This window comes from Aeromonas sp. 9A (assembly GCF_963900955.1).
GTDB lineage: Bacteria > Pseudomonadota > Gammaproteobacteria > Enterobacterales > Aeromonadaceae > Aeromonas > Aeromonas salmonicida.
This window is the reverse complement of the sequence record NZ_CAWRFG010000001.1, coordinates 4,209,667-4,230,375: the sequence shown is the minus strand read 5'-3', so window position 1 is coordinate 4,230,375 and position 20,709 is coordinate 4,209,667. Positions and strand designations below refer to the sequence as shown.

At 58.0% G+C, this 20,709-nt stretch carries 18 protein-coding genes, 2 rRNA genes and 1 pseudogene; 9 read left to right on the top strand and 12 right to left on the bottom strand.

All coding sequences use genetic code 11. The annotated features are described in order from the left end of the window. Window positions 1-2: 2 nt before the first annotated feature. Window positions 3-1,583 (top strand): ABC transporter substrate-binding protein, encoded by a 1,581-nt coding sequence (locus tag AACX78_RS19580; RefSeq protein WP_159167156.1) that lies wholly within the window; start codon window positions 3-5, stop codon window positions 1,581-1,583. 64 nt (window positions 1,584-1,647) lie between these two features. On the opposite strand, the gene AACX78_RS19575 is transcribed toward AACX78_RS19580, so the two are convergent. Further along, window positions 1,648-2,448, bottom strand: coding sequence for a GNAT family N-acetyltransferase (locus tag AACX78_RS19575; RefSeq protein WP_159167155.1), 801 nt, complete (start codon window positions 2,446-2,448; stop codon window positions 1,648-1,650). A gap of 329 nt (window positions 2,449-2,777) precedes the next feature. Here AACX78_RS19575 and metF point away from each other — a divergent pair, with 329 nt between their 5' ends. Beyond that, a complete protein-coding gene (metF, locus tag AACX78_RS19570) occupies window positions 2,778-3,674 on the top strand; it encodes a methylenetetrahydrofolate reductase (protein ID WP_021140731.1) in 897 nt (298 codons plus the stop codon). Window positions 3,675-3,740: 66 nt separating this feature from the next. Here the strand turns inward: metF and AACX78_RS19565 are convergent, their stop codons facing one another. Both AACX78_RS19565 and AACX78_RS19560 read right to left on the bottom strand, forming a co-directional pair. Further along, window positions 3,741-4,805: a DUF3103 family protein gene (locus AACX78_RS19565; protein ID WP_021140730.1), complete on the bottom strand. Its 1,065-nt coding sequence runs from the start codon at window positions 4,803-4,805 to the stop codon at window positions 3,741-3,743. 149 nt (window positions 4,806-4,954) lie between these two features. Beyond that, window positions 4,955-6,106 (bottom strand): benzoate/H(+) symporter BenE family transporter, encoded by a 1,152-nt coding sequence (locus AACX78_RS19560; RefSeq protein ID WP_159167154.1) that lies wholly within the window; start codon window positions 6,104-6,106, stop codon window positions 4,955-4,957. Window positions 6,107-6,227: 121 nt separating this feature from the next. Between AACX78_RS19560 and AACX78_RS19555 the strand changes: the two genes are divergently transcribed. Further along, on the top strand, window positions 6,228-6,803 hold the full coding sequence (locus AACX78_RS19555) for a helix-turn-helix domain-containing protein (protein ID WP_201302900.1): 576 nt from the start codon (window positions 6,228-6,230) through the stop codon (window positions 6,801-6,803). Window positions 6,804-6,813: 10 nt separating this feature from the next. On the opposite strand, the gene AACX78_RS19550 is transcribed toward AACX78_RS19555, so the two are convergent. Continuing rightward, window positions 6,814-8,010 (bottom strand): NnrS family protein, encoded by a 1,197-nt coding sequence (locus tag AACX78_RS19550; RefSeq protein ID WP_159167153.1) that lies wholly within the window; start codon window positions 8,008-8,010, stop codon window positions 6,814-6,816. Between the two features lie 446 nt (window positions 8,011-8,456). Here AACX78_RS19550 and rrf (AACX78_RS19545) point away from each other — a divergent pair. The 5 genes and pseudogenes from rrf (AACX78_RS19545) (at window position 8,457) to AACX78_RS19525 (ending at window position 13,842) form a co-directional block, all read left to right on the top strand. Further along, window positions 8,457-8,571, top strand: a 5S ribosomal RNA gene (gene rrf, locus AACX78_RS19545). Between the two features lie 359 nt (window positions 8,572-8,930). Further along, window positions 8,931-9,248: a PTS system regulator TmaR gene (tmaR, locus tag AACX78_RS19540; RefSeq protein WP_005314445.1), complete on the top strand. Its 318-nt coding sequence runs from the start codon at window positions 8,931-8,933 to the stop codon at window positions 9,246-9,248. 329 nt (window positions 9,249-9,577) lie between these two features. Then, window positions 9,578-9,692, top strand: a 5S ribosomal RNA gene (rrf, locus tag AACX78_RS19535). Continuing rightward, window positions 9,692-10,555: pseudogene (locus AACX78_RS19530) on the top strand (IS4 family transposase); the annotation flags it as partial. The gene rrf (AACX78_RS19535) and the pseudogene AACX78_RS19530, both read left to right, overlap by 1 nt. Window positions 10,556-10,758: 203 nt before the next feature. Beyond that, complete coding sequence (locus AACX78_RS19525; protein WP_159167152.1) at window positions 10,759-13,842, top strand: transglycosylase domain-containing protein; 3,084 nt, start codon at window positions 10,759-10,761, stop codon at window positions 13,840-13,842. Window positions 13,843-13,932: 90 nt separating this feature from the next. Here AACX78_RS19525 and yjgA read toward each other — a convergent pair whose 3' ends face one another. After that, complete coding sequence (gene yjgA, locus AACX78_RS19520; protein ID WP_021140203.1) at window positions 13,933-14,457, bottom strand: ribosome biogenesis factor YjgA; 525 nt, start codon at window positions 14,455-14,457, stop codon at window positions 13,933-13,935. A gap of 112 nt (window positions 14,458-14,569) precedes the next feature. Between yjgA and pmbA the strand changes: the two genes are divergently transcribed. After that, window positions 14,570-15,913 (top strand): metalloprotease PmbA, encoded by a 1,344-nt coding sequence (gene pmbA / locus AACX78_RS19515; RefSeq protein ID WP_159167151.1) that lies wholly within the window; start codon window positions 14,570-14,572, stop codon window positions 15,911-15,913. A 91-nt stretch (window positions 15,914-16,004) separates the two neighbouring features. Here pmbA and murA read toward each other — a convergent pair whose 3' ends face one another. The 7 genes from murA to mlaF are packed head-to-tail and all read right to left on the bottom strand — an operon-like array spanning window position 16,005 to window position 20,520. After that, window positions 16,005-17,258 (bottom strand): UDP-N-acetylglucosamine 1-carboxyvinyltransferase, encoded by a 1,254-nt coding sequence (gene murA, locus AACX78_RS19510; protein WP_159167150.1) that lies wholly within the window; start codon window positions 17,256-17,258, stop codon window positions 16,005-16,007. A 15-nt stretch (window positions 17,259-17,273) separates the two neighbouring features. Continuing rightward, window positions 17,274-17,531: a BolA family iron metabolism protein IbaG gene (gene ibaG, locus AACX78_RS19505; protein ID WP_005306001.1), complete on the bottom strand. Its 258-nt coding sequence runs from the start codon at window positions 17,529-17,531 to the stop codon at window positions 17,274-17,276. Then, on the bottom strand, window positions 17,531-17,803 hold the full coding sequence (locus AACX78_RS19500; RefSeq protein WP_087756667.1) for an STAS domain-containing protein: 273 nt from the start codon (window positions 17,801-17,803) through the stop codon (window positions 17,531-17,533). Before AACX78_RS19500 ends, ibaG begins: the two co-directional genes overlap by 1 nt. Then, complete coding sequence (mlaC, locus tag AACX78_RS19495) at window positions 17,800-18,432, bottom strand: phospholipid-binding protein MlaC (protein ID WP_159167149.1); 633 nt, start codon at window positions 18,430-18,432, stop codon at window positions 17,800-17,802. Before mlaC ends, AACX78_RS19500 begins: the two co-directional genes overlap by 4 nt. A gap of 9 nt (window positions 18,433-18,441) precedes the next feature. Then, on the bottom strand, window positions 18,442-18,933 hold the full coding sequence (mlaD, locus tag AACX78_RS19490; protein ID WP_005314428.1) for an outer membrane lipid asymmetry maintenance protein MlaD: 492 nt from the start codon (window positions 18,931-18,933) through the stop codon (window positions 18,442-18,444). Window positions 18,934-18,940: 7 nt separating this feature from the next. Beyond that, window positions 18,941-19,720 carry a lipid asymmetry maintenance ABC transporter permease subunit MlaE gene (gene mlaE / locus AACX78_RS19485; protein WP_005314426.1) on the bottom strand — a complete coding sequence of 260 codons (780 nt, stop codon included), beginning with the start codon at window positions 19,718-19,720 and terminating at the stop codon, window positions 18,941-18,943. After that, on the bottom strand, window positions 19,720-20,520 hold the full coding sequence (gene mlaF, locus AACX78_RS19480) for a phospholipid ABC transporter ATP-binding protein MlaF (protein WP_011898278.1): 801 nt from the start codon (window positions 20,518-20,520) through the stop codon (window positions 19,720-19,722). Before mlaF ends, mlaE begins: the two co-directional genes overlap by 1 nt. Window positions 20,521-20,709: the final 189 nt, after the last annotated feature.

The following is a 20,709-nucleotide window of genomic DNA, read 5'->3' as shown; positions in this document are numbered from 1 at the left end:
TTATGTCTAACAAGTGGATTGGGGCCCTGAGTCTCCTGTTATGTGGTCAACTGGTGGCCAGTGAGCTGGTGATCGAAAGCTGGCGGACGGATGACAAAGTATTGTGGGAGCAGAAGATAATTCCTGCTTTCGAGGCTGCTCACCCGGGAATCCAGGTGAAATTCAATGGCGTGCAGAATGTCGACTACATGCCGACCCTGTTGACCAGTCTGAAGGATGGCAAGGCAGGAGATCTCATTACCTGTCGCCCGTTTGACGACTCCCTTGCCCTGTTCAAGGCCGGTCATCTGGCGGAGCTGACCGAGATGTCGGGGATGGAAAACTTCCCGAGTTTTGCCCAGTCACCCTGGCAAACCGATTCCGGTGCCCAGACCTTCTGTGTGCCCATGGCGTCAGTGATCCACGGTTTTTTCTACAACAAGAAGATATTCAGTGAGTTGGGCCTGACCATACCGCAAACCCGCGATGGTTTCTTTGCCGCGTTAGACAAGGTGAAAGCTGACGGTCGCTATGTGCCGCTGGCCATGAGTGGTGCCGAGAGCTGGGTTTCGTCCGAACTCGGTTTTCAGAACATAGGCCCCAACTACTGGAAAGGGGAAGATGGTCGTCTGGCGCTGATCGGCGGGCAGGAGCGGCTCGACAACCCGCAATACGTCAAGGTGCTTGAGGAGCTGGCCCGTTGGCGCCCCTACCTGGGAGAGGGGGGTGAGAACCGGGACTATGCTGCCACCAATGAACTGTTCACTTCCGGCAAGGCCGCCTTCTACGTGGCGGGATCGTGGGAAATCGCCCCCTTTACCGGCAAGGTCGATTTTGGCGTCATGCGCCCACCAGTAGCCAAACAGGGTGAGGGTTGTTTCTTTACCGATCACACCGATATCGGTATGGGCATGAACCCTGCCAGCAAGAACAAGGAGGCGGCCATGGCGTTCTTGCAGTGGCTGACCACCCCCCAGTTTGCCGAGCTCTATACCAACTCGCTGCCGGGGTTCTTCTCCCTCTCCAACCACTTCTTTGATGTCACCAATCCGGCGGCGAAGGAAATGATGGAGTGGCGCGATCAGTGTGATTCCACCATACGGGTGGCGACCCAGATCCTCTCCCGTGGCAAACCCAAACTGGGGGATGAGCTGGCCGAGGTGAGTCAGGCCGTGCTGCTGGGCAAGATGGCACCACAAGCGGCGGCAGACCGGCTGGAGCAAGGGCTGAAGGGCTGGTATCCACCCCATCAGGGCAACAAGGCCAAGGGGCAGGATTGCCAATGTGAGGCACCGGCTGTTCCCGCCACTGTCGTACCTGCGGTACCCACCACTGAGGCTCAGGTCGCACCAGCGCCTTCGGCTACCCCCGCGACCGAGGTACCGGTCGAACCTGCACCTTCGGCTGTCCCTGCCACGACAGAGGTGCCTGCCGTTCTTGCGCCATCTGCGGTCACACCCGTCGTGACAGAGGATGCCCCCGCCGCGCCCATTCCATCGATCACGCCGGTTATGCCAGCCTCTGCGGCGGCCGCCCCGTTACCGGCGCCATCTGCCGAGATTGAGCAGGCACTGTCCGAAGAGTTGGAAGCGCCACAGCAGTAAATGGCAACACCATAAAAAACGGGAGGCACCAGCCTCCCGTTTTCATTTCTGCCTGCCACTCGGACTATTGGGTCTCATGGGGCCAGCGGCAGAGACTGCCGATGCGGGCCACAGGGGTAAAGCCCAATGAACGATAGACCCGCTGAGCGTGGTAGTGCTCGTCGGCTACTATGATGAGCTGCCTGGCCCGCTCCAGCCCCTGGCGTGCGACCTGGCTCAGCAACTGACGGCATAGCCCCCGGTTACGCCACTCCTGATGAGTACGTACCAGTTGAAACCGACCCATGGTCCCGGTGAAAAAGAGGCCGCAGCTGGCAACCAGCTGATCCTCCTGCCAGATCCCCCACCACTTCCCGAGTCCATCCGCGATCATGGCTTCATACAGGCGACGTCGGGACTGCAGGTAGGGGAGATAGTTTTCCACCGAGTGACCGGGATCTCGCTCATTGAGCTCAAACGCCAGCCAGACATCCCAGTCGGCGGGTGAAAAAGGGCGGGCTTCTGCGGCTTGGTCGATAGTGGCAGCCTGGTGAAGGTTGGTGGCATCCAGCGCCAGCACAACGCATTCCATGTATTGATATCCCGCCGCCACGAAACCTGCTACTCGGCTGTTCTGGCCTTCTGCCAGCGGCCACTGAAAGGTGCGATGCTGCACTCTGGGGTCCAGCCCGATCAGCTTGTCAAAACTGGCCTCGAGCCAGCCTTTGTCACGATCGCTGGGGGGAGTGGGGAGCAGCAGGTAGTTGCCAAAATAGTAATCGGGAGCATCAGGGGTGCGCACGGCCCAGAACTGCTCATGGTCTACCACGTTGCCCTGATAGCGATCGAACAGCAAGTCTGTTGCAAAACCGGGGTGGGTATCCATGACGAGGCTCCTGCGAATGGCTCAATTGGTTATCGGCAGGGAAGGGAAGAGGTTGAAAAAGGGGCCGGAGAAACCTCCGGCCAAACAATCACACGCAGATTCAGAACGTCCAGGACGATCTGTGTTCATCATAACGCGACTCCACGGCTTTTGGGATGGGGTGCCAATCGTTACTTCAGGTTAATTGCCAAATAAACAGCAGAGTCTCACTCCTATCTGTAAATCAGGGTTGACTTTGATCCGTTTTCTCATAAAGATAGAAAGACGTTTGGACGTCTAAACATCCGTTTTGACGTAGAGGAATGGGTTGCAGGGCAGGGAGAGAGCAGATGGGATTTCACAGTGCACGTCAGGTTGAGGCACTCAACCAGAGTCTGGCCGATTTAAGCGGTGACATAGGGGTTAGTTTCGAGTTTTTTCCACCCAACAGTGAAGGGATGGAAAACACCCTCTGGCAGTCCATCGAACGGCTGAAAGTGCTGGAACCCAAGTTCGTCTCCGTGACCTACGGTGCCAACTCCGGCACCCGGGATCGCACCCACAAAGTGATCAAGGACATCAAGGAGCGTACCGGCCTGATTGCGGCGCCCCATCTGACCTGTATCGATGCCAGTCGCGACGAGCTGCGTACCATAGCCCGCGATTACTGGAACAGCGGCATCCGCCATATCGTGGCCCTGCGCGGTGACTTGCCGCCCGGACTCGACAAGCCGGATATGTATGCCACCGATCTGGTGGCCCTGCTCAAGTCAGAAGCTGATTTCGATATTTCGGTGGCCGCCTATCCGGAAGGTCATCCCGAGGCCAGAAGTGCGCAGTCCGACTTGCTCAACCTCAAGCGCAAGATTGATGCCGGTGCCAACCGCGCCATCACCCAGTTCTTCTTCGATGTGGAGACCTACCTGCGCTTTCGGGATCGCTGTGCCGCCATCGGCATAGATGCTGAAATCGTGCCCGGGATACTGCCGGTCTCCAACTACCAGACCCTGGCCAAGTTCGCCGGTTTTACCAACGTGAAGATCCCGCGCTGGATGCATCAGCGTTTCGAGGGGCTGGACAACGATCAGATGACCCGCAACCTGGTGGGCGCCAGCATTGCCATCGATCAGGTGCGCGTGCTGAGTCAGGAGGGGGTGAAGGATTTCCACTTCTATACCCTGAACCGCTCAGAGCTGACCTACGCCATCTGCCATACCCTGGGGGTCAGGCCGAAGGACCCGGCCTGACACAGGTTGCCGCAGGCACAAAAAAAGCCAATGAGTTGCTCATTGGCTTTTTTTCATAGCGGCTTGTCAAGGCCGGGTTGGGGCTATCTCTTTTGGTTCGAGATCGATGACCGCATTGCCGGCGGCACCCGGATACTGGTGATAGCTCTGGTCCTGCTCCAGGGTGTAGAAGGTATCCAGATAGTCATCGTTGTTGGTCATCCAGGAGTCGGGCAGCGCCTTGACGATACGACCGCCGAGATCCAGGAATGGCAGCGCCTCCGGCACGCCGCCAGCGGTAAAGGCGAGCTTGAGGGCATCGATGAACAAGGCGCTCAGCTCCTTGTAGTTGACGTTGTCATCCTGCTCCATCATGACGATGTCGACGGCACCCCAGCGGTAGCGATCCCAGTACACCAGGATCTGGTTGGGGGTGTAGTCTGTGTTGTCATAGTCGAGGTAGGGCATGTCGACTATGTCGACCACGGGCTCATCCCGGCTGGGATTGACCCCGGCGACCACTGCATAGACTTCGGCCGCACCCAGCAGCCAGGGCTCCTGATCATCCTTCAGTCTTATCTTCTTCAGGATGCTGGTCTTGAGCGGTGCCGTACTGGCGGCTGTGCGCGGGGCAGCCTGCAGATCGGCTGCGGCCAGCGCCTTGCGCATCACCTTCAGGCCGGCGTTCTTGGCCTTGACGGGGTCTGCTTCCACCACCAGGACAGGTCGCGCCGGTGCCTTGTCCACATCCAGATAGACGGGATTGCCGGCGCTGTCGAAAGCTTCGATCGCGCTCCAGCTCTTCTCATCTCCGCTCGGTACATAGGCAACCAGGGGTTCGACCCCTTGTTGCAGTGCGGCGGCCTGCTCCGGGTTGGCCAGTCGCAGTTGCATCAACTGCTTGACCTCGCCGTCCAGCCCTTGCCGACTGATGGCGGCCTGGTTGGCATCGCTCGCCTGCCGTTTCAGCCGTGGACTGGCCTTTTGCAGCAGGTTGGGCAGCGGGCTCTGGTATTCCTGATTGCTCAGCAGTGGCAGCAGGTTTTTCTGCTGTAGCGCGAGCTGGCGTGCCAGCTCCCGATCCGAGTCGGCAGCATGGGCGGTGGTGGCGCCCAGCAGTGCCAGTAACAAAATGACAGCCTGATTCCTCATTATTGTTCTCCAGTTTATGAGTCTGACAGAGGCACGCATCGGGGAAGAAGAAGTGCCTCGGCACCACTTAATGGCAATTAGTTTCAGCTGTGAACCAATTTTTCTGAATTATGTGCTGTGTCTCACGGGAGGCTCCCCAGATGGTCAGGTCAGTTTCTTCGTTGATTGACTTGATGCAGGATGACACCGACGAGCAGCCCCCAGCAGGCGGCGCCGACACCCAGCAGGCTGATCCCGGAGGCCGTGATGATGAAGGTGAGCAGGGCGGCTTCGCGCGCCTCGTCTTGCTGCAATGCCGTGTGCAGGCTGCTGCCTATGGTGCCGAGCAAAGCCAACCCTGCCACGCAGGTTACCAGCGTGGCAGGAAAAGCGGTGAACAGGGCGGCCACGCTTGCCCCGAAGCAACCGGTCAGCAGATAGAAGCCGCCAGCCCAGACGGCAGCCGGCCAGCGACGGCTGGCGTCGGGATCCACGTCCTTGCCCATGCAGATGGCGGCCGTAATGGCGGCGAGGTTGAAGGCATAACCGCCGAAGGGGGCCAGCAACAGGCCGGTCAGGCCGGTCCAGGTGATCAGGGAGGAGGTGGCCGGTTGATAGCCGTGAGCTCGCAATATGGTAATGCCGGGCATGTTCTGGGAGGTCATGGTGACGATGAACAGTGGCAGGGCTATGCCGAACAAGGCATCGAAGGAGAAGCTCGGCCAGGTCCAGACCGGGCTGGCGAACTGCCAGTGCAGAGTGTCGAGTTGCAGATCCCCCCGCAGGACACAGAGGGTTATTCCCATCGCCAGCACCAGCACCATGGTGTAGCGAGGCCAGAGATGGCGGCCCAGCAGGAAGGCCAGCAGTAGAATGCCAAGCAGCAAGGGATCTTGTGGCGCGACCCTGAACAGATCCAGCCCGAATCTGAGCAAGACTCCGGCCAGCATGGCGGCGGCCAGCGGAGCCGGGATATGCCGCATCAGGCGATCGAACCAGCCGCTGATGCCGCACAGGGTGATCAGCAGGGAAGAGATAACGAAGGCGCCTATGGCCTCAGCCAGGGTGAAGTTGCCCAGGCTGGTGATCAGCAGGGCGGCCCCCGGGGTCGACCAGGCGGTCAGTACGGGTATGCGGTAATAAAAGGAGAGGCCGATACAGCTTGTTCCCATACCGATACCCAGCGTCCATAGCCAGGAGGCAAGCTGGGTGGCATCGGCCCCCGCCGCAGTAGCAGCCTGAATGATCAGGATGACGGAGCTGGTGTAGCCGACCATCACGGCGATGAAACCTGCCACCAGGTGGGGAAGGGCGAAGGGCATAGTGACGTCCTTGTCGGATTGTGACTGGTTGTGCGTTATTACGTACAATGTGTGCTCTGACTATATCGCCGTGCGCTATAGCGCACAAGGCGATTCATGCAAGAGCAATGAAGAGGCAGTCATGCAAGAGATGAATCAGCATCTGGCCCAACGTCTGAAGGGGTTGCGCAGCGAACTGGGCTGGAGCCTGGATGTGGCGGCCCGTGAGACGGGGGTAAGCAAGGCCATGCTGGGGCAGATTGAGCGGGGAGAGTCCAGCCCTACTGTGGCTACCCTGTGGAAGATCGCCACCGGCTTTAGGGTCTCCTTCTCCAGCTTCATCGAGCCAGCCCCAGCAGCGCAGGGAGAGGTACTCTATCGTACCGCCGACGCCATTCGTCAACAGCCTGCGGGAGAGGGCATGCAGGTCGCTCCCTTATTTCCTTATGAGAAGCGATTTGGTTTTGAATTGTTTGAACTGACGCTGCTACCCGGGTATCAGCGCGAATCCGAACCCCATGAGCCCGGTGTGACCGAGCATGTCATCGTCATCAGTGGTCTGATGGAGGTGCTGGTGGGAGGGGAGTGGCGTTCACTGGCGCAAGGGGAGGCGGTCCGCTTTGCCGCCGACCGCCCCCATGGTTATCGCAATCTGGGAATTGCCCCTGCGATCTTTCACAACCTGATCCACTATCCGGCGGCCAGGCCCCGAGAATAAGCCCGGATGATCAGCCCGGACGGCCATCCACTCTGGGGCGGGTCAGTATGGGGGCATAAACCCAGACGAACAGGCCATAGGCGCCGACCCAGGCCAGGCCACTCAGGTTCCAGCCGTGCAGGGTATAGGCAGGCCAGAGTAGCGGGATCACAACCCGGATCACCGTTGCCACTATGACCAGTGCGAACGCGCAGCTTATCCGGTGCCCCACTTGCAAGGCTCGGCCGCTATGGCCGAGGGAGACGCGCGCTATCATCCCAAGGATCATGGTGCCCATGCAGCCGGCGCTGAGCAGGTGGCTGGCCGTCGACAATGTGATGGGCAGGCCGGCGGCCTGCGCTCCGAGAGCGAGTAGACCGAGCGGAATAAACAGGTAGGCGAGATGCAGTGACCACAGCAGGGGATGCGCAAGGGTGGTCGGCAGGCGCCAGCGCAGTTGTCGCCACAGATGCAAGCCTGCCGCCACTATATATAGAGGCACCATATAAGTGCTGGTGGTCCATTGGGTGGGGAGCAGCAGCCAGCACAGCAAAATAAGCCACAGCGATGCGAGTGCTATGCGCTCCAGCCACGGCAGGGGCGCGGCTTTCTCCAAGCCGGTACCTCGGGCGGTGAAGAAGGGGATGACTCGTCCTCCCATCACTGCAATCAGGGTCGTGAACAGCAGCACTGTCGTGATCAGCAGATGCTCTATGACGATCCACTCCCCATGCCATAGCCAGCTGGCGCCATTGAGCAGCGTCAGTACCACGAGCAGGGGGACAAAGAAGAGGTTGCGCCATTGGCGGGTCACTATGATGGGCTTGGCCAGGAACCAGGCGCAGAGCGGTAGCCACATCAGATCCATCATCATCAGAGCAGGGTTCCCTTCTCCCAGCCAGGGCAACAAGCACCTAGGTGCGGCCCACAGACCCACGACCAGTGCCAACGGCCAGCCCCGAACGCCGGTATGGGCCGTCCAGTTTTGTACAGCGGTCAGCAGAAAGCCCGCCACTATGGCCGCACCGAAACCAAACAGCATCTCGTGCGCATGCCACCAGATGGGGTTGCCGACTCCTGGCAACAGGATCCAGCCATTGAGCTGTGCCAGCCAGCCCAGCATGGCCAAGGCAGAGAAGAGGGCCCCAAGCAGGAAGAAAGGCCGAAACCCCAAGCGGAACAGAGGAACTATCTGTTCTTCTTTACGGCTATCCAGGATCTGATGCATGGTTAAACCTTAATTGACATTTGAAAAGCCAATTATAAAGTGACTTTTCAAATGTTCAATTTAAATCCAGCCAAAGCCTGAATTGATGGGGTTGTGAGCAAAAAGGCACGGGTTTGCTGCATATCTGAGCGAACGAACAATTGTGATGAAAAAGCCCTTGTCATCCCGGCGCGGCTCCCTATAATGCGCCCCTACCAGCACGGCGGAACACGCCAACCTGATGAGCCAGCTTCCTTGCGAAGCCGGCGTCGAAAGAAAAGCGAAAACAACCGCTTGACTTTCGAAGTGAGGAGCGTAATATGCGCCTCCTCAACGCGACAAGCGTGACGCTCTTTAACAATTTGAATCAAGCAATCTGTGTGGGCACTCACAGCATNCTGAACCTCACTCTTCGAGCCCGCCTTCGGCGGTTTCGATTTGTTCCGGACAAATCGATGAAGAATTTGCCTGGCGGCCATAGCGCCGTGGAACCACCTGATCCCATGCCGAACTCAGAAGTGAAACGCGGTAGCGCCGATGGTAGTGTGGCATTCGCCATGCGAGAGTAGGACACTGCCAGGCACCCAACACGAAAAACCCCGCTCACCGAGCGGGGTTTTTTATTGCCTGAAATTCAAGTTTTGGTCGGCTATCACCTTATGATGGCACATTCCATATGACCTTAGCTCAGACACCAAAGCACTACTGGCGTCTTGCCTCCTGACGTGACCGCTTCGTGCGCTATCATGGCTCTTGAGTTTTAGTGTTCCTATTGATGTTCTCCTGCCAAAACCCGCTGCCAAGCCTGCAATTAGGGTTGTATATGCCTCATAACTCGGTAGAGTAAGGGCATCTCGGGTTTACCTGTACACTCTCTTTTTTCTCTCTTGTACCGGTAATGCTTGGCCTGCTTTTATCAACCTTAAGTCAGTGGTATCGATATGGAACAAGTAAACAAGTCCACCTTCAGCGATGTACTGGAATATGTGCGTATGTCCCGTCGCCAGAACAAACTCAAGCGTGAAATCGCGGACAACGAGAAGAAGATCCGTGACAACCAGAAGCGTGTATTGCTCCTCGACAACCTGAGTGACTACATCAAGCCCGGTATGAGTATCGATGAGGTTCAGGCCATCATCGCCAACATGCGTACCGACTATGAAGAGCGCGTTGATGATCACATCATCAAGAATGCCGAGCTGTCCAAAGAGCGTAAAGACCTGAGTGCCAAGCTCAAAGCCATGAGCTCCAGCAAGTAAGCAAGCCTCTTTGCTACCTGAAAACACCGGCTTTAGGCCTAATGCCGATCAGTTAAGGATCCATTGACCGATCCTGCTGATGTGTAAAAATCCGAAACCTGTTGATTTGGTTTCGGATTTTTTATGCGTATTGAACAGGCCCTCGACTTCCTTCACGCCAGCATGTGTTGAGCTAACCCATACTAATTACCCGTGAGGCTTAACCATACAACACCCAAGAAGTGTTTCTGGCCTTGTAGCGAATGAACGAACTACTAACTAATTCAGTGATAGCGAAGCCAACAGGCAACTCGTTATTCACGTCAGCTTTCTCAGATTGAAGTAATTTGCCTGGCGGCCATAGCGCCGTGGAACCACCTGATCCCATGCCGAACTCAGAAGTGAAACGCGGTAGCGCCGATGGTAGTGTGGCATTCGCCATGCGAGAGTAGGACACTGCCAGGCAGACCGCCTATCCGCAGGTGCGCATGCTCTGCCAGATGGAGCTGACCAGCCACCTGCTTGTTCAGGCTGTCATGGAGAGTTGCGCCATCAACGAGATGGCGCTGGCCGAACAGCTTGTCGCGCGCACGCCGGACCACTCGCTGACCCTGTTCGACAAGGGGTTTTACTCCCTCGGTCTGCTACACGCCTGGCAAACTGCTGGCAGCGAGCGTCACTGGCTGCTGCCGCTCAAAAAGGGCACGCAATACGAGGTGGTACGCAAGCTGGGGCGCCAGGATGCACTGGTGCATCTCAAAACCAATCCACAGGCACGCAAGAAGTGGCCGCAACTGCCGGACACGGTGGAAGCCCGCTTGCTGACCCGCACTATCAACGGCAAGGAGCGGCAGGTGCTGACCTCAATGGTTGACCCGATGCGCTTCCCGGGGGCTGACATCGTCGAGCTCTACAGCCATCGCTGGGAAATCGAGTTGGGCTATCGGGAGATGAAGCACAGCCTGCAACAACACCGACTGACCCTGCGTAGCAAGAAGGCGACGGGGATACGGCAAGAGCTGTGGGGCGTGCTGCTGGCGTACAACCTGCTGCGCAGCCAGATGGTGAAGATGGCGGCGAGTCTAAAGGGATACACGGCAAGCCAGCTGAGCTTTCACATGGCATCGGTGTACCTCATCCATGAACTGAGTTGCATGCCGTACATGTCCGCGGGAAATATCCCGAAGCGGGTGGCGGAGCTGGAGCAGCAGGCGGGGCAGTTTGTGCTGCCGGCACGAAGGGAACGAAGCTACCCCCGCTGCGTGAAGCCAAGGCCACAGAAATACAGTGTAAAAAAAGCCAATAAAAACAATGCCAGTCAGGCTTAACTGACTGGCATTACGGCTTTAGGCCGGTGTTTTGTTTTCTGCCATCAGCTCGGATCTCTCATCAAGCTGCAACAATCGGCTCCCCTTTTTTTGATCGCCCTGTTACCATCGCTACAAAGCGGTCAACAGTTTTCAAGCCATTGACTTGAAAAGACTAAGCTTGAGTGAAACACAATAAATTGCGCAACCATGGCGGGGCTGATATGGGCGCATTAGAACAGACGGATTTGAACAAAGTGGCATCTCAAGATTCATCTGTCCCAAGCGCGGACGGCAAGTACAAGCGCAAGCGTCGTCCCTGGTGGCGTTGGTTGTTCTGCTTTCTCTTTTTACTGTGCCTGGCGGCTGCTATTGCCCTGGTTGGCTATGAGATGCAGACCTCCCGGCTGCAGTCGCAGGAGATCTCCCGCTATGCGGCCAAGCTGACCTATCAGGTCGAAGCTGGCCCCAGCAAGCAAATAATCTTCCCTGAGGATGGCCCCTTCGACAAGCGGCTCGGCTATGTGCTGCTGCCCATGATGCAGGAGCGTCTGCTGCAACGGGGTTATCAGGTCAGCGAGCAGACACATTTTTCCGATGCGCTCTATGACTATGCCAGCCGTGGTTTCTTTGTTCCCTATACCGAGAAAGTGCAGGCCGGTCTGACCCTGCATGACTGCCGTGCCGAGCCCTTCTATCAATTCAAGTATCCGACTCACTATTACCCGGATTTTGCTTCCATTCCTCCCCTGGTCATCCAGTCGCTGTTGTTTATCGAGAACCGCGATCTGCTGAGCAACGAGCAGCCGTTGGCAAACCCGGCGGTAGATTGGCCCCGCTTTGCCAAGGCAGCAATGTCGCAGGTGGGCAAGGCACTGGACATGCAGGATCAGTCCGCAGGGGGCAGCACACTGGCGACTCAGGTCGAGAAGTACCGTCATTCTCCCGATGGTCTGACCCTGTCACCGACCGAGAAGATCCGCCAGATGGCGTCAGCCAGTGTGCGGGCGTATCGGCTGGGGCCGGAAACCCTGGAGGCGCGCAAGCTGGTTGCCTGGGCTTATCTCAACTCTGTGCCACTCTCGGCTGCCCCTGGTTATGGCGAGGTACATGGGCTGGGTGATGGCTTGTGGGTCTGGTTTGGCGCCAATGTGAACGAGGTCAATCGGCTGCTGGATCCGGCTCGTAACCAGGATGCGGCACTTGAAGATCAAGGACTTGCCTTGCGGCAGGTTGTTTCGCTGATGATCGCACACCGTCGCCCTTCCTATTATCTGGCGCAGGGACGGGATGCACTGGCGACCCTGACGGACAGTTATCTACGACTGTTCGTGCAGGAGGGAATGATCACGCCGCCACTGATGGAGGCTGCGCTCAAGGCCAAACTTGGTTTCCGCGACTTCCTCCAGTCCCCCGCTATGACCCGAGTCAACAACAACAAGGGTTTGCAGGTCGCGCGCACTCGCCTGAGCCGCCAGCTCGGGGTGCAGCTGTATGATCTGGACCGGATGGATATGAGCGCGGATACCAGCCTCAATATGCCGCTGCAAAACGAGATCTCCCGTTATCTGCAACAGCTTGCCGATCCCGCGTTTGCTGCTCAGGTCGGCCTGTTTGGTGAGCGTCTGCTCTCGCCGGAGAAGACAGGGGATGTGCGTTACAGTTTCACTCTGTTCGAGAAATCACCGGAAGGTTTCAAGGTACGAGTGCAGACGGACAACACGGATCAGCCATTCGACATCAACGAAGGCAGCAAGCTGGAGCTGGGTTCCACTGCCAAGTTGCGGGTATTGACCACCTATCTGGAAATCATTGCAGAGCTGCATGACAACTATTCCGATATGCCAGCAGAGAGCTTGCGCAAGATTGAGGTATCGGGTCAGGACAACCTCAGCCGCTGGGCCGTCTCCTATCTGATGACGGCCAAGGACAAGAGCCTGCCGCTGATGCTGGAGGCCGCACTGGATCGCCAATACTCAGCCAGTCCGAACGAAGGCTTCTTCACCGGGGGCGGTATGCACACCTTCAACAACTTCCGCCGTGAGGATAACGGACGCATTCCTGCAATACGAGATGCACTGCGCGAGTCAATCAACTTGCCGTTCGTGCGTCTGATGCGGGACATAGTGCGCTACAGCCTCTATCGGGAGGGCAACCGCGCCCAGCTGCTCAAGGATGACAAGGATCCCCGTCGTACCGAGTATCTGGCCAAGTTTGCCGATAAGGAGGGGCAAACCTATCTGCTGCGCTTCTGGCGCAAGTATCGCGGCAAGACGGCGGATGAGCAGCTCGACACCTTCCTGGATGGCCTCAAGCCCAGCGCGGTACGACTTGCTGCCGTGCATCGCTATCTGATGCCGGATGCCTCGCAGGAGACCTTTGCCGCCTTCCTGGCCAAACGGTTGCCGCGTGACAAGCTCAGCGAAAGACGCATTGAGCAGCTTTACACCAGCTATGGCCCAGGCAAGTATTCCTTGCCGGATCAGGGTTACATCGCGCGGGTTCATCCGCTGGAGCTGTGGTTGCTTGCCTATCTCAAGGAGTTCGACAAGGCGACCTTTGCCGATGCGGTTGAAGCCAGCCGGGATGAACGACAAGAGGTATATAGCTGGTTGTTCAAAACTCGTCACCGCAGTGCCCGTGACAGCCGTATCCGTACCATGCTGGAGGTCGAGGCCTTCCTCGACATCCATCAGCGTTGGGCCAAGCTGGGTTATCCGTTTGACCATTTGGTACCATCGCTGGCAACGGCTCTGGGTAGCTCGGGGGATAGACCCGCCGCGCTGGCCGAGTTGATGGGGATCATTCAGAACGGTGGCATTCGGGCTCCCACCCTGCGTATCGAACATCTCTCGTTTGCCAAGGGCACACCATTTGAGACCAACTTTGAGCCCGTTCACACCGAGGGCACCCGGGTGCTGCCCGCAGAAGTAGCGACTGCTTTGCGCAATGCACTCTCCAAGGTGGTGGAAGGGGGAACTGCAAGGCGTATCGCCGGTGCCTTTGCTCTGCCTGATGGCACTGTGCTGCCGATGGGGGGCAAGACGGGGACAGGTGACAACCGGATCGAGACAGTGGGTCGTTATGGCAATGTCACCAGTTCGCTGGCGCGCAACCGGACCGCGACCTTTGTCTTCTTTCTGGGAGAGGACCACTTCGGTACCCTGACCGCCTATGTGCCGGGCAGCCAGTCTGACAAGTTCCGCTTCACCTCTGCCCTGCCAGTGCAGGTGCTCAAGGGGATGGCTCCACTGCTGATGCCTTATCTGCAACCCGGTACTCATACACAGTGTATGGCGGGTAATTAGCTCGCAAACCAGAATAAAAAAACGGGGCCATATGTTGGCCCCGTTTTACGCTGTGTCGCTTGCTGCTCGCCATGAGGCGTGAGCCATCACTTACAGCAGGTCTTCGATTTCGCCACGCAGGTATTGGTACATTTCGCGATAGGCGACCGGCGGCTTGTTCAGTTCCCGTTCCTTGTTGGCGGAGCGGATCAGCTGGCGCAGCTTCTGGCGATCCAGCTCGTGGAACTGGGACATCAACTCGTTGAGTGCGCTGTCGCCTTCGTTGATCAGGCGCTCACGCCACTGTTCCAGGCGATGTAAGCGGGCATTCACGGTGGAGTGGCGGTTCTTGATGATGGAGAGCGCTTCTTCGATCGGCTCGATATCACGGCTGCGCATCAAGCGGCCAATGAACTGCAAATGGCGACGGAAGGACTCATCCTTCTTGGGCTTGAGTTTGCGGCCCAGCTCGACAGCATCGGCAAGCTCTTCATCCAACGGGATTTTTTCCAGCTCGCTGTGGCTTAGAGAAACTATCTCTGCGCCCAGCTTTTGTAGCACCTCTGCATCACGCTTGAGCTGAGTCTTGCTGGGGCCCCAGTCTTCCAACTCGTTGTCGTCTTGATATTGACTCATCGGTCTCTTGATTCCTGTCATTCACGTTGGTGGATATGTTACCAGCTTCTCCCGCTGGGCGCAGGGGTCTGATATGCTTAGCCCCTTTCCTTCCTTCATATAGATGTGAGTTATGGATCAGCAAGACCAAATTCGCCAGGATCAAGCCCATCTCGAGGCCGTCGTTGCCGAGGCACTGGAGATAGCCAAAGGACTGGGCGCCTCGCTGGCCGAAGTCTCCATCAGCAAACAGACCGGGTTGTCGGTGAACACCCGGGGTTGTGAACTGGAAAGTATCGAATTCAACAAGGATGGTGCTCTGGGCATTGCGGTTTATCGCGATGGTTGCAAGGGTTCATCTTCTACCACGGATCTGGGCAAGCCAGCCATCCGCGCCGCCGTCGAAGCGGCCATGGAAATCGCCCGCCATACCTCTGCCGATGATTGTGCCGGTCTGGCAAATGCCGAGCTGCTGGCCTGGGATGCCCCCGATCTGCAACTGTGCCACCAAATCGAACTGGATCCCCAGCGCGGGATCGAGCTGGCCATCGAGTGTGAGCGGCTGGCGCTGGGTCGCGATGCCCGCATCAAACACTCCGATGGGGCCGGTTTCTCCAGCCACCTCGGCATCAAGGTCTATGGCAACAGCCACGGCTTCGTCAAAGGCTATGCTGCGTCACGCAACTCCCTGAGCTGCGTGCTGATTGGCGAGCTGGATGGCGACATGCAACGGGACTACGGCTACTCCTCGAGTCGTGACCTGGGCGGGCTCTGGAGTCCGCAACGCATCGCCGATGAGGCGGTGGAACGCACCGTCTCCCGACTGGGTGCCCGCAAGATCTCCACTCGCCATGCGCCCGTGCTGTTTCACCCGGACACAGCCGCCGGCTTGTGGGGCCATCTGGTGATGGCCATCAGCGGTGGCAACCTCTATCGCAAGTCGAGCTTCCTGCTCGACAAACTGGGCAAGCAGATCCTGCCCCAGTGGCTCACTATTCAAGAGTTTCCCCACCTGCTGGGTGGACTGGCCAGTACGCCGTTTGACGGGGAAGGGGTACTTACCCGGAATATGGACATTGTGCGCAACGGCGAGCTGATGAGCTGGCTGCTTACCTCCTACTCCGCCCGCAAGCTGGGACTGACCACCACGGGTCATGCCGGTGGCATCCATAACTGGCAGGTTTCCAACACGGGTCAGGATTTCCAGGGGATGCTCAAGGAGATGGGGACTGGTCTGCTGGTGACTGAGCTGATGGGGCAGGGGGTCAACATCGTCAATGGCGACTACTCCCGTGGCGCAGCCGGCTTCTGGGTTGAGAATGGCGAGATTGCCTACCCGGTGGAAGAGATCACCATAGCAGGCAACCTGACCGAGATGTTTAGCCATATCGTGGCGGTGGGGTGTGATGAAGATGAGCGCTCCAGCCTCAAGACCGGTTCCGTACTGGTGGAGAATATGAAGCTGGCGGGACATTAATACCCGCCCTCACGCTGAATCCATGATATGAAAAAGGCCCCCTCGCCAACGCGAGGGGGCCTTTTTAACAGACATGTTCAAGGGATGGCAATCACTTGATACGCTCGATGCGCCCGCCCAGACCTTGCAGCTTGTGCTCGATATCTTCGTAGCCACGGTCGATGTGATAGATACGGTCGACTATGGTGGAGCCTTCGGCGACGAAGCCTGCCAGCACCAGACTGGCGGAGGCACGCAGGTCTGTGGCCATCACCTGGGCACCCTTGAGTTGCTCGGTGTCACGGCAGATGGCCACATTGCCCTGCAGCTCTATGTCCGCACCCATTCGCACCAGTTCCGGTACGTGCATGAAGCGGTTCTCGAAGATGGTCTCTGTGACCATGCCGGTGCCCTTGGCGACGGCGTTCAGCACGGTGAACTGTGCCTGCATGTCGGTCGGGAAGGCCGGGTAGGGAGCTGTCTTGATGGTGACCGGCTTGAGAGTGCGGCCTGTCATGTCGAGGGTGATCCAGTCAGCCCCTTTCTCGATCAAGGCGCCAGCCTCTTCCAGCTTGACCAGTACCGCCTCCAGCAGGGAAGGATCTGTCTTGCGACAGGTGACTTTGCCACCGGTAACTGCTGCGCCAACCAGGAAGGTACCGGTTTCGATACGGTCAGACTGCACGCTGTAGCTGCCACCGTGCAGACGCTCGACACCGTCGATGGTCAGAGTGTCGGTGCCCGCGCCTTGAACCTTGGCGCCAAGCGCGTTGAGGAAGTTGGCCAGATCGACCACTTCCGGCTCACGGGCGGCGTTCTCGATCACGGTGCGACCGTCGGCCAGGGTAGCGGCCATCATCAGATTCTCGGTACCTGTGACGGAAACCATGTCCATCAGGATATGAGCACCCTTGAGGCGACCATCGACACGGGCCTTGATGTAACCGTCCTCGATGGCAATCTTGGCACCCATCAGCTCCAGGCCGTGGACGTGCAGGTTGACAGGACGGGCACCGATGGCGCAGCCACCGGGCAAGGAGACGTCGGCAGCCCCGAAACGGGCAGCCAGCGGGCCGAGCGCCAGTATGGATGCGCGCATGGTCTTCACCAGCTCGTAGGGGGCGACGTGGTTGTTCACCGCACCGGTCAGCACTGTCACGTTGCCGTTGACCTTGGTGGTGGCGCCCAGCATCTCCAGCAGCTTGAGGGTGGTGCCCACGTCTTTCAGGCGCGGTACGTTGGAGAGGTGGATCTCCTCATCACACAGCAGGGTGGCGAACAGGATCGGCAGGGCGGCATTTTTGGCGCCAGAGATGGTCACTTCGCCGTTGAGAGTACAACGACCATCGATCTTGAATTTGTCCATTTACTTAGATACCAATCAGGAGGGCAGTAGGAATTTACGTTCGCGTTTCCACTCGGCATCGGTAAAGGCCTTGATGGAGAGTGCGTGGATGGCGTTGCTGGCGATCTTGTCCATCAGCGGGGCATAGATGGCCTGCTGCTTCTTGACCCGGCTCATGCCGTCAAACATGTCACCGACGGCGATCACTTGATAGTGACTGCCGTCTCCTTTGACATGGACTTCGGACAATGGCAGAGCCTCAAGGAGTATCGCTTCAATTTCAGAGACTTGCATTATGCGTCCTCGGTTGTGAGCGGAGTTGACTGAAACAGACTGGCCACCCCATACAGGTTGGCCAGGGTATAAAAATCAGTGGAGGCGCCCACCAGTTGCGGTGTGGCGCCTCGTACCAATACGGCTTTGGCCCATTTGACCAGCAGTGCCAGCCCGGCGGAGTCCAGGGTGGTGACGCCACTCAGTTCGAGCCGATCTTCCTGCCACCACTCGGCGCGGCGTTGCCACAGGGCATTGACCTGTGGCGCCTGCAGATCGCCGCTAAATTTCATGACTTGATGACCAACGGCTTGGCGTTGTGAGCGCGCAGCTGGGCGATCACTGCATCTATGCCATTCTGGCGAATGAGGCCACCCAGCTCGTTCTGCTTGGCGGAGAGCAGGCTGATCCCTTCGGCGACCATGTCGAAGGCCTTCCATTCGCCGGTCTTGTTGTTCTTGCGCAGCTTGAATTCGAGGAAAATATCCGGCTTGCCGGTCTCTTTCACGCTGACGTTGACGGCTGTGATATTGCTGTCACCCGGCGCCTTGCCCGGCTCGACTTTGACGGTTTGCTTGTCGAAATGGGCCAGCGCATCGGCATAGGAACTCACCATGTACTCGGTGAACACCTCGACGAAGGCGTCACGCTGAGCCGGGGTGGTCTGCTTGATCTGGTTGCCGAGCACCTTGTAGGCAGCGAAGCGGTTGTCTACGTAGGGCAGCAACTCTTCACGGATGATGACCCGCAGGTGATCCGGATTGCTCTTGACCTGGGACTTGTCCGCCTTCAGGCGGGCAAAGGTCTGCTTGGCCGCTTCGTCCACCAGGGCATAGGGGTCGGCGGCATTGGTGGCGTGAGCCCCCAGGGAAAACAGCATGCTGGTCATCAGACCCAGCAACAGGGCGATCTTCTTGAACATGGTTACTCCTTACTTGCTGTCGGATTTGGTGTCGGAAGACTGGCTATAGAGGAACTTGCCAATCAGGTCTTCCAGCACAATGGCTGATTTGGTGTCTTCAATCATGTCGCCATCCTTGAGCATGCTGGTACCCATCTCCTCATCGCTGAAGCCGGGCATCAGGCCGATGTACTGCTCGCCGAGCAGGCCTGAAGTCAGGATGGAGAGGGTGCTGGTTTCGGAAAACTCGCCGGCACTCTTTTGCATCAGCAGGGAGACGACAGGCACCTGGCTCTTGGCATCCAGTGTGATGTCGCTGACCCGACCGACGACGACGCCACCAACCTTGACCGGTGAACGTACTTTCAGGCCGCCGATATTATCGAAATGGGCGCGCAGGGTATAGGTTTCTCCTTCCGGTTTGAAACTCAACCCTGCTACTTGCAGTGCCAACGCCAGAATGGCACCGATGCCGGCCAGCATGAAGGCGCCAACCAGGAATTCTACTTTGCTGAACTTCATCTTTACCTTATCCAAACATGACTGCGGTGAGTATAAAATCCAGGCCGAGCACGGCCAGGGAGGAGTGGACCACGGTACGGGTTGTGGCCTGACTGATCCCGGCCGAGGTCGGCTTGGCATCATAACCGTTAAAGAGCGCAATCCAGGTGACCACCAGGGCGAAGATCAGGCTCTTGATGGCACCTTGCATAATGTCATCCTGCCAGTCGACGGATGCCTGCATGGCGGACCAAAAGCTGCCTTCGTCCACCCCCAGCAGATCCACACCGACCAGCTTGCCACCGAAGATGCCGATCAGGCTGAACATGAAGGCCAGCAGCGGCATGCTGATGACGCCGGCCCAGAAGCGAGGGGCCACTACCCGGCGCAGCGGGTCGACCGCCATCATCTCCAGACTGGATAGCTGTTCTGTGGCCTTCATCAGGCCGATCTCGGCGGTCAGTGCAGAGCCGGCGCGACCGGCAAACAGCAGGCCGGTCACCACGGGACCCAACTCCCGCAACAGGGAGAGGGAAACCAGCGGGCCCAGGCTCTGCTCGGCGCCGAAGTCTTTCAATACGTTGTAACCCTGCAACGAGAGCACCATGCCGATGAACAGGCCGGAGACCAGAATGATGGCAACGGACTGCACACCCACGACATACAACTGCTGAAGCAGCAGAGGGAAGTGCTTGCGTGGCTCGGGTTTGCCCGCCAGCGCATGAAACAGCATTATGGTGGCACGGCCGATGGAGCTGATGACGCGCACGCCAACCCGGCCCAGCTTGCTTACTTGGCTTATCAACATCACAGATCCTGTAGCAGGTCGCCTGCCGGAAAATGAAACGGGACAGGACCGTCGGGCAATCCAAGCAGGAATTGCTCGACTTCGGGATTATGCTCTTCGCGCAGCTGCGCCGGCGTACCGTGCGCCACCACCTTGCGGTTGGCGATGATATAGGCGTAATCGGCGATGGTCAGCACCTCGTTCACGTCGTGGGTCACGATGACGGAGGTGATGCCGAGGGCGCTGTTCAGCTCCTTGATCAGCTTGACCAGCACCGCCATCGTGATGGGGTCCTGGCCGACAAACGGTTCGTCATACATGATGAGGTCCGGATCCAGCGCTATGGATCTGGCCAGTGCGGCACGGCGTGCCATGCCACCGGAGAGCTCGGACGGCATCAGCTGAGCTGCCCCGCGCAGACCCACGGCCTGCAGCTTCATCATGACGATGGTGTGGATCAGCTCCTCCGGCAGACCGGAATGCTCCCGCAGCGGGAAGGCCACATTGTCGTAGACCGTCATGCCGGTAAACAGGGCGCCGCTCTGGAACAGCATGCTCATCCGCTTGCGCACTTCGTACAGGCGAGAGCGGGAGAGGGTGGGGATATCTTCCCCGTCAAACAGGATATGACCGGACTCCGGCTTGATCTGGCCACCGATCAGCCGCAGCAATGTGGTCTTGCCGATGCCGCTCGGGCCCATGACCGCAGTGACCTTGCCACGGGGAATGGTCAGGTTGATCCCGTCGTATAACAGCCGATCTCCGTGACTGAAGGTCAGATCGGAGATGGTGATAAGGTCATTGTTCAAACAATTGTCCATCCGGTGTAAATGAAGAGCGAATTTTATGGGCTAGTCTAGGTCTAAGCAACAGCAAGGAACAACTATTGAACAGCCTGCCTCCTCAAAAGCGCGACAGTTTTGCGTCACAGATTGTCTCTCTTTTGAGACCGAGAAGTATCCGATTCGCTTATCTCGACAGACTTTTTTATAATCCCGCAGCAAATTTCC